Below are 8,320 nucleotides of genomic sequence, written 5' to 3'. Positions count from 1 at the left end.
TCAGCCCGCGGCACCTACCTCGTCGAGCCTTTTACACCGCTCCGAGGACGCGACCCAGACGGTAGAGCGACTGCGACACGACCTGCTAGAAAACTTCATCACCGCCGCCACCGCTCTGACCCCCACCACCGGCTCCCGCTTCACCCAGCGCCCCTACAACGCCCGGCAAGTCGAGAAATGGCTAGCCCAGCTGGCGCATCACCTGCATTGGCAGGAGAAGGAAGGCAGGAGCCCCGACGCTCCCTCGGGCATGTCAGGTGTCAACCTCGCACCGCACCTGCTGTGGCCGATCGGCGGACACCTACTGCCCCGCCTGCTCCATACCTTCGCCGCAACTACCCTGCTCATCATCTTGTTCATGTTGCTAGTGCCGCCGAACACCTGGGCAGACAACATCCGCCACTGGGTATGGTTGCTCAGTGACCGGCAATGGGCACCCGCCACTGGACTGGCTTTGATCGTGCTCCTGTGCGGGTACGAGCTCTATGCGCTGCCGTCTTACGCATGGACTAAATGGCCCACACCGAATATTTCCCCACCCGAGAAAATCCCCATCCGTAACCGCATGACCTCCATCACATTCGGTCTCGCGATTGGGCTCGTGGTCGGGCTCGTGGGCGGTCTCGCGATCGGGCTTGTAGTCGGACTTGTAGTTGGGCCCGTAGGCGGGCTCGCGATCGGCCTCGCGGCTGGGCTCGGGTACGAACGTCGTTCGTGGGAGCCGAGAGCTGAGGTGACTTCTCCCCACCGAGCCGTCCATAGCGATCTCGCTGTCGGGTTCGCTGTCGGACTCACAGTCGGGCTCGCAGGTGGGCTCGCAGGAGGACTTGCAGGACTCACTAGCGGGCTCGCAGGCGCGTTCGCTGTCGGGATCGCGGCCGGGCTCGTGTTTGGGCTCGTGGGCGGGTTTGGAAGCTCACATGGTGGAGGAGTGCGGTATATGTTCGGTGTGGCACTCGCGGCGATGCACGGCCGATTACCGTGGCGATTCGCCGCGTTTTGCCAGTGGGCATGCGTGGCGGGCCTGCTACGGGTAGCTGGCGCCAGCTATCAATTCCGTCACCGGGAACTTCAGGAATGGCTGATCATCAACCGATGATTCTTGTCCTGCTTCGACTGCAGCCAACGCATCCAAGATGATCAGTGGACCTGCTACTTCCGATCATCATATCGTGTAGTGAGCAGGCCGACACCGCCACGGGTCCCGCGCGACCAAATCTTCGACGGTGCCCTCCGTGGCACCCCCCGGAAAGACCGGTCCAGCGTTGCGCTTCTGGCGTTGGCCAAGGTTGTCTTAAGCCAGATGTTCCAACACGTACAGGCCGACCATGCGGATGACGGCCTGGTCGTGTCCGAGTTGCTCGGCGGCCTTGACGTATAGGTCGGCGACCCGACTCTCGGTCGCATCGTGCTTGGTATGCTCGGCCACCTTTTTTGGCCAGCACAACGTTGTGCTCAGCAAGGTCGGAGGTCCCACATAATTAGCATGGACGGAGCCGCTGCCGGGGTTGAGCGTGCTGGAGGCGTGATGGATCTCCGCCGACTGCGCTGGGCGCTGCACGGCGCGGGGCAGGTCCCAGGCCTGACACGGCTGCTCAGGCCGGTAGGTGGCGGTGCGTCCCCACCCCGGCGGCCGCCCCGCTGGCGCCGACCAGCGCGAGTCCTCGATCAGCACCAGGCGCGGCCCGATCACATACCCCGACCCAAGCTCGTCGGCGGTGGTGACGGCGACCACCCGTTCCGGCTGTACCTGCATCCCGCCCCTTCTTGCCCGACCTTCTCAACATGCCCTGATCGGACGGCGCTCTTTCGAGCGGACTACGGGCGCACGGCTCCGCGGCCCAACCGCCCAGACACCTCACCCGGCCTGCCGCCGGAACCCGGCTCACCCTTGATCAGCACGTCACCGCCATCAGGGCTCTTGGGAGTGAGAGTGACCTTCACCTTGTGAGTACGGCCCCGCGCCAGGCCCGCCTCGACATCACCGGTGACCACCCAGGCTTTGAAACCGCCTTTGACCTTCGCATCGGCCTTCAACTCCACGGCGAACTCCAACTCGATCGCCCCCACCGTGAACGTGATGTCGCTGTCCGCACCACGCACCACGGCCTCCAGCAGCTCATTGCGCAGCCCTTCCACCACCCGAGCCAGCTCGCGATCTCCACCCGCCCTACCTCGCTTCTGTTCACCGCCCGACCCCGGCCGCAGCATGCACCCGCAACCACGATCACCCACCGTAAAACAGACGGTTCACCCCCCGCATCGGTTTGCCCGGCAAGGTCGTCGAATCGCTACCAGGCCACGCCATCTCACCCAGCAACAACCATTTCGAGTTTACGGACGACCATATATACCTATTTGCACGAATTATCAAATAATTTTGCATTTGCCCGAAATGCCTGATTATTGAAGTCCTGGATGGGAGTGAATGTAGCGTCTAATTTTGTCGGAAATCGGTAACAGGTAGGCGACCTTGCCCCACTCGTCGCCAGCTGGCACCAAGCTGGGAAGCGTGTCGTCTTCTCCCTCGTTGCCAAGCTCTGCAACCACGCCGCCAATCTCTGGTCGCTCTCGTCTGCGCCGTGTTGTGACCGTCATAGCGGTTCTGTCGCTGGGGCTGCTGGGCGTTGGACTGGTCGGGTTCTTCACCGATCCGCTGAACCTGCCAAATGAGGTGTTGGAAGTGCTGGACAGCCGCGCCAGCGTGATCAGCATGTTCATTGGCTTAATCGGCCTGCTCATCACCGGAACAGCCCTCCTGTTACAACTTCGTTTTTTCTCCTCCGCGAACGCGGCACCATTCGTGAAGGCTGGTATACCAGCGCGCACCGACGAAGACCTCGTCAACCCGCCCAGCGGGATCTTCCACGACGTAAACCCGTCACTCACCCTGACCACCACATCTACCGGGTCAGCCCTGGCCGGTCCGCTACTGCCGCCGGTAGCCCAAGTGTCAGCCAACGGCTTGGCCGGTTTGCCGCGGCGGGCCTCGGCCGTGTTCGTGGGCCGTGAGGACCATCTGCGAACGCTGGCCCAAGTGCTGGATCAGGGGCCGGGGGTAATTGCTCAGGCTGTGGTCGGGCTAGGCGGCATCGGTAAGACCGAATTGGCCCTGCACCATGCCACCGTCCGCTGTCATGATTACGACCTGATCTGGTGGATCGACGCCGACGGCGTCGACGCCGTCCAGGCAGGTCTGGCCGCTTTGTGTCGAACGTTGTGCGCCGGGGTGGCCTCGGCGGCCGCCGCCCAGGCGTCGGCGGCTGAGGCCGAGGCGTGGGCGCTGGCCTGGCTCAGTGCCCACCGAAGGTGGCTGCTGGTGTTCGACAACGCCGACGACCCCGCGCATCTGCAGTCGTACTTAGGCCGGTTACAGACCGGCCATGTGCTGATCACCAGCCGCCGCAGCAGCGACTGGAGCGACGTGGGCGCCGTGGTGTGTTTGGGCGTGCTGGAGCACGCCGCGGCGGTGGCGCTGTTGCGCGAGCTGATCGGCGAGGCCTCCATCTGGGATCAGCGCCTGGCCGAAGAGCTCGCCGCCGAGCTGGATGGGCTGCCGCTGGCGCTGCGCCACGCCGGTGCCTACATCGCCACCGTGCCCGGCATGGACCTGGCCCGCTACCTGCACCTGCTGCACACCACGCCGGGCACTGTCCGTCCGGGCTTGCTGGAGGAGGTGGTGGGCCATTCCCTGGCGATTACCACCGACCACATCACCCAGACCAACCCGCTGGCCATCGACATCCTGCATCTGCTGGCCTGCTACGCCCCCGAATACTTGCCGTGCCAGGTGCTGTACGGCATGCACGACGTCGGTGAGGCAGAGGTGGCCGAGGCGCTGCGGGTACTGGCCTCCTACAGCGTGATCAACCGCTCTGCCGACGGCAACGCGGTCAGCGCACACCGCCTGGTCCAAGCCGCCACCCTGGCCGCCCTATCCACTAACGAGCACGAAAGTGCCCGGCGCACAGCAGCCACCCTGCTGCAAGCGACCTTACCGAAGGACGCCGAAGCGCTGGCGAACCGGGCGGTGTATGCCGAACTGCTGCCACATGCCCGCACCGTTTTAGATCCTGCTTCGCCAGCCATGGGCAAAGTCATCGACTACCTGCACGCCGCTGGCGACTGGCGTACCGGTCGCACCCTGCAACACCGGCGCCTGACCGCCGTAAGTGATCAGTTCGGCTCCGAGCACCCCGACACCCTGACCGCCCAGCACACCCTCGCCTACTGGACGGGGCGGGCAGGAGATGCGGTGGCGGCGCGGGAGATGTTCGCTCAGTTGCTTCCCTTGAAGGAGCGGGTGCTGGGGGCCGAGCACCCCGACACCTTGATCACCCGGCATGACCTCGCCCACTGGACGGGACAGGCGGGCGATGCGGTGGCGGCGCGGGAGATGCTCGCCCAACTGCTCCCAGTGGAGGAGCGGGTGCTGGGGGCCGAGCACCCCAATACCCTGATCAACCGGTACACCCTCGCCTTGTGGACGGGGCGGGCGGGGGATGCGGTGGCGGCGCGGGAGATGTTCGCTCAGCTGCTCCCGCTACGTGAGCGGGTACAGGGAGTCGAGCACCCTAACACCCTGGCTACCCGCCACAACCTCGCCTTGTGGACGGGGCGGGCAGGGGATGCGGTGGCGGCGCGGGAGATGAATGCCCAATTGCTTCCCTTGGAGGAGCGGGTGCTGGGGGCCGAACACCCCAGCACACTGGCCACCCGGCACAACCTCGCCTCTTGGACGGGGCGGGCAGGGGATGCGGTGGCGGCGCGGGAGATGAATGCCCAATTGCTTCCCTTGGAGGAGCGGGTGCTGGGGGCCGAACACCCCAGCACACTGGCCACCCGGCACAACCTCGCCTTGTGGACGGGGCGGGCAGGGGATGCGGTGGCGGCGCGGGAGATGTTCGCTCAGTTGCTTCCCTTGGAGGAGCGGGTGCTGGGGGCCGAACACCCCGACACCCTGGCCACCCGGCACGATCTCGCCTACTGGACGGGGCGGGCGGGGGATGCGGTGGCGGCGCGGGAGATGTTCGCTCAGTTGCTTCCCTTGGAGGAGCGGGTGCTGGGGGCCGAACACCCCGACACCCTGGCCACCCGGCACAACCTCGCTTCCTGGACGGGGCGGGCGGGGGATGCGGTGGCGGCTCGAGAGATGTTCGCCCAATTACTGCCGATACGTGAGCAGATGCAGGGGACCGAGCACCCCGACACCCTGATCACCCGGGGCCTTCTTGCCTACTGGACCAAGAAAGCGCGGTGGATGCAGTGGTGGCGCAGAAGCTGATTGCCCAGCTGCTCTCGCTGGAGGAGCGGGTGCATGAACCCAAGCACCTGACACGCTGACCACCCGGCACAACCTCGCCCATGTGGCCGCCGCTCGATACCGCCATCGCGGTGATGGGACTGTCACTGGCGCTGTACGGGCTGCGGCGCGGACGGCGCCGCTGAGAGCAGAAGTACGTAACGGCGTAAGGATCTTCTACGACCTCGGGGATGCGCTGGCTTCCCTGCGAAACCGGCCTGGATCTCGGCGGTAACCGACAGCCGCCGACGATCTCGGTCCACTAAGGCCAGGTGAATCTTGGAGGTCAGGCCGCCCCGGGAGCGTCCGAGCGCCGCCGTCGTGTGCCCCCTTTTCGCGCCCCGGCGGCATGCTGATGGGCGCGCACGATGGTGGAGTCCACCGCGACCGGCCAGTCGATGTCACCGGCGGCATCGGCCCGGGCCTGAGCCGCCTGCAGCATCGCGGTGAAGGTCCCGTCGGCGGCCCAGCGGCGAAAGCGGGTGTGCAGCGATGCCCACGGCCCATAACGCTCGGGCACATCCCGCCAGGCCACCCCGGCCCGGAACTTCCACACGATGCCGTTGAGGATCCGCCGGTCATCGGCCCGGGGCCGTCCCATCCGCGAGGTCGGCAGCAACGGCTCCAGCGCCTGCCACTCGGCGTCCGTCAGCCCATAGCGTCGCACCACGTCTTACATGCTGCACGATCCCCAACCACTTTGACGACACGTCCTAGCGGCCCGGCTGCCGCTGGACGAGCCGCACGAGAGCCGGCAGGCCGCGCTCCTGCCGCATCTGCCGACGCGGCCGCATCGCGCGACCTTCGCCGGGGTCACCGGCGCCCGATCGAGATGACCGTGCCGGCCGAGGCGGTCACCCGGTGCTCGTCACCGGCTACTCCTACGGCACCGTGCGCTCTCGCAACCCGTCCGGCCACACGGCCGACACCGGCGAGCCGAACTTCCCGCCGAGGTGTTCAGCTCCTTCTTCGGCGGGCACCGGCGCCGGAGCCGCCCCCGGGGAACGGGTCGTCCCGCGGGGGCGGCGGCGTGGTCAGTCGCGGTACATCTCGTCGATGATCTCGGCGTACTTGGCGTGGATGATGCGGCGCTTGAGCTTCAGGCTCGGGGTGAGCTCCGCGGTCTCGGCCGTCCACTCCACCGGCAGCAGCCGCCAGCGCTTGACCTGCTGGACGCGGGCCAGCTTCTCGTTGGCCACCGCGATCGCGCCCTCGACGGCCTTGAGGACGTCGGGGTGCTCGGCCAGGTCGCCCAGGGTCTCGAAGGCGATCCCGTGCGCCTGGGCCCAGCCGGGGGCCACCTCGCCGTCGAGGGTGAGGATCGCCACCGGGTACGGCCTGCCGTCGCCGTAGGCCAGGGCCTGGCCGATGAGGGGGTGCTCCTTGAGGTAGTTCTCGATGTTGGCCGGGGAGATGTTCTCGCCCCCGGCGGTGATGATGAGCTCCTTCTTGCGGTCGACGATGCTGACGAAACCGTCCTCGTCGATGGAGCCCACGTCGCCGGTGTGCAGCCAGCCGTCCGCGTCGATCAGCTCGGCGGTGGCCTCGGGGCGTCCCAGGTAGCCACGGGTGTTGGCCGGGCTGCGGGTGAGGATCTCGCCGTCCTCGGCGATGCGGACCTCGACGCCCGGCCCCGCCTGCCCCACCGTGCCGAGCTTGAAGCGCTCGGGGGCGTTGGCGGTGAACGCGCCGGTCGTCTCGGTCATCCCGTACACGTCCAGGATCCGCAGGCCGAGCCCGGCGAAGAAGCGCTGGACCTCCAGCGGCATGGGGGCGGCCGCGGTGGCGAGCCAGCCGGCGTTCTCGAAACCGATCATCGACCGGATGATCGACAGCAGGGAGGCGTCGGCCTGCTCGTAGGCGGCCGTCACCTCGGGCGAGGGGGTGCGCCCGTACTGGTTGGCCTCGACGTAGGCGAGCCCCGCGGCCATGGCCGCGCGCACGCCCTCCTGCTGCTCCTCGGACTGGGAGGCCAGCAGCGCCTGCAGGCGGGCCATCATCTTCTCCCACACCCGGGGGACGCCGAAGAACAGCACCGGCTTGACCTGGCCGAGGGTCGCGCCGAGCTGGGCGAGGTCGGTGCAGAAGTGGGTGTGCGAGAACTTGAACAGCGGCAGGTAGAGGCTGAGCACCCGCTCGGCGATGTGCGCGTAGGTCAGGTAGGAGATCTGGGGGCCCCTGACGGGCAGGTCGGCCATCCGGTTGGTGGCCACGACCCCGAAGAACACGTTGGAGTGCGTCAGCGGCACGCCCTTGGGGTTGCCGGTGGTGCCGGAGGTGTAGAGCACGGTGAGGACGTCGTCGGCGTTCACCGCCTGCCAGCGGGCGTCGACGGCCGCCGGGTCGGCGGCGAGCCGCTCGCGGCCCAGGGCCAGGAAGTCGTCCCAGTTCATGAACCGGTCTCCGGCCGGGGCACCGTCCAGCACGATGATCGTGCGCAGCTCGGGGAGTTCGTCGAGGACCGGCTCCCACCTGGACAGTTCGGCCGGGCCGCCGAGCACCGCGATCCTCGCCCGCACGTCGGAGGCGACGAAGGCCACCTGCTCGGGGGCGAACGTCGAGTAGACCGAGCAGGAGACGGCGCCGGCGTGCACCGCGCCCAGGTCGGCCAGCACGTGCTCGCTGCGGTTGACCATCATGAGCGCGACGGCCTCGCCGGGCTCCAGCCCGAGGGCGGCGAACCCGGCGGCGATCTCCAGGACCCGCTGCCGCGCCTGCGTGTAGGTGAGCGTCGACCAGCCCCCCTCGACCGGGTCGGAGTAGGCGGGGGCGTCGGGATTGCCCTCGGCGGCCTCCTTCAGCTGATCGCAGACCGTACGGCCCGCGATCTCCCGCTCGATCTCCGCCCGCTCTTCAAGGACACCGGCCATGGCGCTCCTCCAGAAAGTGTTTGCTTGCGCAAGTGGCATGCATCGCACCACACGCCGTTCCCTCCGGACAAGCCCCTGAAAGGGAGAAGAAACGCCACGTTGCACAACCGCGTCCGCGTGTCGCCGGGTCCCGTACGTAGAGTGGCCA

4 protein-coding genes and 2 pseudogenes are annotated in these 8,320 nt (G+C 67.4%); 2 read left to right on the top strand and 4 right to left on the bottom strand.

The annotated features are described in order from the left end of the window. Window positions 1-1,099, top strand: a pseudogene (locus AB0G16_RS14130) (hypothetical protein); the annotation flags it as partial. A 195-nt stretch (window positions 1,100-1,294) separates the two neighbouring features. Here AB0G16_RS14130 and AB0G16_RS14125 read toward each other — a convergent pair. Continuing rightward, window positions 1,295-1,756 carry a hypothetical protein gene (locus AB0G16_RS14125; RefSeq protein WP_362803904.1) on the bottom strand — a complete coding sequence of 154 codons (462 nt, stop codon included), beginning with the start codon at window positions 1,754-1,756 and terminating at the stop codon, window positions 1,295-1,297. 62 nt (window positions 1,757-1,818) lie between these two features. Then, window positions 1,819-2,142, bottom strand: coding sequence for a trypco2 family protein (locus tag AB0G16_RS14120; RefSeq protein WP_362803901.1), 324 nt, complete (start codon window positions 2,140-2,142; stop codon window positions 1,819-1,821). Window positions 2,143-2,587: 445 nt separating this feature from the next. Between AB0G16_RS14120 and AB0G16_RS14115 the strand changes: the two genes are divergently transcribed. After that, window positions 2,588-5,284 carry a tetratricopeptide repeat protein gene (locus AB0G16_RS14115; protein WP_362803898.1) on the top strand — a complete coding sequence of 899 codons (2,697 nt, stop codon included), beginning with the start codon at window positions 2,588-2,590 and terminating at the stop codon, window positions 5,282-5,284. Window positions 5,285-5,532: 248 nt separating this feature from the next. On the opposite strand, the pseudogene AB0G16_RS14110 reads toward AB0G16_RS14115, so the two are convergent. Together AB0G16_RS14110 and AB0G16_RS14105 are read right to left on the bottom strand one after the other, a co-directional pair. Beyond that, a pseudogene (locus tag AB0G16_RS14110) lies at window positions 5,533-5,969 on the bottom strand (IS5 family transposase); the annotation flags it as partial. A 367-nt stretch (window positions 5,970-6,336) separates the two neighbouring features. Continuing rightward, entirely contained in the window at window positions 6,337-8,172 is a 1,836-nt protein-coding gene (locus AB0G16_RS14105) for a long-chain fatty acid--CoA ligase (protein ID WP_362803895.1), read from the bottom strand. Window positions 8,173-8,320: the final 148 nt, after the last annotated feature.

This window comes from Streptosporangium sp. NPDC023615, assembly GCF_040640155.1.
GTDB lineage: Bacteria > Actinomycetota > Actinomycetes > Streptosporangiales > Streptosporangiaceae > Streptosporangium.
This window is presented reverse-complemented; position numbering and strand designations above follow the sequence as displayed.

Bases quoted from the DNA above. Each gene is read 5' to 3' on its own strand.
- AB0G16_RS14125 (WP_362803904.1), bottom strand. From the start codon at position 1,756: ATGCAGGTACAGCCGGAACGGGTGGTCGCCGTCACCACCGCCGACGAG.
- AB0G16_RS14105 (WP_362803895.1), bottom strand. From the start codon at position 8,172: ATGGCCGGTGTCCTTGAAGAGCGGGCGGAGATCGAGCGGGAGATCGCG.